The 2,413-nt window shown below is 38.2% G+C and carries 1 protein-coding gene; it reads left to right on the plus strand.

Translation table 11 applies throughout. The features are described 5' to 3' along the window. Positions 1–149: 149 nt before the first annotated feature. A complete protein-coding gene (locus IQ228_RS24780; RefSeq protein ID WP_193964804.1) occupies positions 150–1,955 on the plus strand; it encodes a bifunctional serine/threonine-protein kinase/formylglycine-generating enzyme family protein in 1,806 nt (601 codons plus the stop codon). Positions 1,956–2,413: the final 458 nt, after the last annotated feature.

Raw genomic sequence — 2,413 nt, forward strand, 5'->3', positions numbered from 1 at the left:
TAAGAGACATCTCAAAGCTTGTATTATATTTATGTTATGAGTGGAAAAGTGTGCGCCCATATATATAGGCTTTTCAACCACCAATATAATTATTTTCCTCTTTATCCTGAAATCCTGGACATCCTGATTCAGACAAATTAAATTTTATTATGGCTTATTTTACCCCAGGGCAACTACTCAAAAGAGGACAATACGAAATTATTGATACTCTAGGACAGGGAGGATTTGGTATTACCTATTTAGCGCAAGATCATAGACGCAAAAAACAAGTAGCTATCAAAAGTCTCAACGTCTCCTTTTTGAAACAACGCTATCGAGATAAATATGGGAATACAGAAGGTTTTGGAGAATTTTTAGCAGAAGAACAGGACAAGTTTAACACCGAAGCAATGGTATTGGCTACCTTTGATCATCCTCACATTGTCAAAGTGTATCCTGAACTATTTCAAGAAAATGGTTTATCTTGTATGGTGATGGAATATGTCAAAGGCAAAAATTTAGAACAATATTTATACGCGAATGGTGTTTTTAGTGAAAGTGCGGGTTTAGAAATTATTAAAGGAATTGGCGAGGCTTTAAGTTATATTCATAGTCGTAATTATCTGCACCGAGATATTAAACCTGCGAATATTTTACTGCGAGAATCTGACAATAAAGCCATATTAATTGATTTTGGTTTAGCTAGAGAAGTCAATTTTGCGGAATTGATGAGTTTAACAAATGCCAAAACTCCGGTTTTTGCACCACCAGAACAATTTGAAAATAGAAGTAATTTCACTCCGGCTTTAGATATTTATGCTTTAGCTGCCACATTATATGTAATTATCGCCGTTCATGAACCTCCTTTCATTCCTCTGCCTAGTCCTTATCTGAATGCTAAGATTATGCTAGATATGAAAATGGCGATTGAACCACCGCAAAAATACAATTCTCAAATTAGTCAAAAGGTAAATGATGCTATTCTCAAGGGAATGGAGTTAGATTATCAAAACCGTCCTCAGTCTATTAGAGAATGGTTTACGTTTTTAGGTATTCAAACAGAAAAACCTAACCCCCCTAACCCCCCTTCCCTACAAGGCAATGGGGAGATTAAAGCCTCTCTCCTTGTAGGAGAGAGGTTTGGAGAGAGGTTTTTAACTAACCTGAAAACTTTCACTTTTGAAGTTGTCACAACGAACGCAAAAGGAAGCATTATCAACCGACGCAACCACTCAGCAAATTACTTTGTCGAAGATTTGGGAAATGGGGTGATGTTGGAAATGGTGGAAATACCCGCAGGGACATTTTACATGGGTTCACCGGAAAATGACGAGGGAAGATTCCGTTATGAAAGTCCCCAACATCAAGTTAATGTTCCCAGCTTCTTTATCGGTAAATATCCTTTGACTCAAGCACAATATCAAGCTATCATGGGAGATGACCCTGCTCGCTTCAAAGGTAATAATCTTCCTGTTGAATGTGTGAGTTGGAATGATGCAGTGGCATTTTGTCAAAAGTTAAGCCAAAAAACAGGTAAAAACTATAAGTTACCCAGTGAGGCACAATGGGAGTATGCTTGTAGGGCAGGAACAACGACACCTTTTTATTTTGGTGAAAGTATTACCCCAGATTTGGTAAACTATAATGGTGAGTTTGCCTACACTGCTGCACCAAAAGGACAATATCGAGAACAAACCACAGATGTAGGAACTTTTCCCCCTAATGCTTTTGGTTTGTATGATATGCACGGTAATGTGTGGGAATGGTGCGAAGATGATTGGCAGAAAAATTATATAGACGCGCCTATAAATGGCAATGCTTTGATAAATCAAAGTATTTGCAAGCTTATGCGCGGTGGTTCGTGGGACCACCTTCCTGTTTTTTGCCGTTCTGCTTATCGCAGTAGCTACAACCTCGATAGCTACTACTTCAATATCGGTTTTCGGGTTGTTTGTAGTGGTGCGGAGAGGACTTAGTAGCCCTTTATACTCTTGCTCTTTTGCCCTCTGCTCTTTTTTCTTTTCTCTTGCCTCGCAGTTAGGCGTAATTCTTTTTGGATAAATACTGGATGTGGAAACCTTATATATATGGGCGCATACTTTTCCACCTATAACATAAGCATAGTCGAAACTGAGAACTTTGTCAAGGGGTAAAATTGTCTGAATCAGGATTTTCAGGATTTCAGGATTTACAGGATGTTGTTGGATGATTGTTTGTGGGAAGTTGGGATTTTTCAGGATGTTGTTTAATGATTGTTTGTGGGGATTTTGGAGATGATTTTGTCTGAATCAGGATTTACAGGATTTGAGGATTTACAGGATGTTGTTGGATGATTGTTTGTGGGAAGTTGGGATTTTTCAGGATGTTGTTTAATGATTGTTTGTGGGGATTTTGGAGATGATTTTGTCTGAATCAGGATTTACAGGATTTGAGG

The organism is Dolichospermum sp. LEGE 00246, assembly GCF_015207865.1.
In the GTDB taxonomy this organism is placed as follows: Bacteria; Cyanobacteriota; Cyanobacteriia; order Cyanobacteriales; family Nostocaceae; genus Dolichospermum; species Dolichospermum heterosporum.

What these genes read in the sequence shown, in the direction of transcription:
- IQ228_RS24780 (WP_193964804.1), top strand. Translation starts at nt 150, where the DNA reads ATGGCTTATTTTACCCCAGGGCAACTACTCAAAAGAGGACAATACGAA.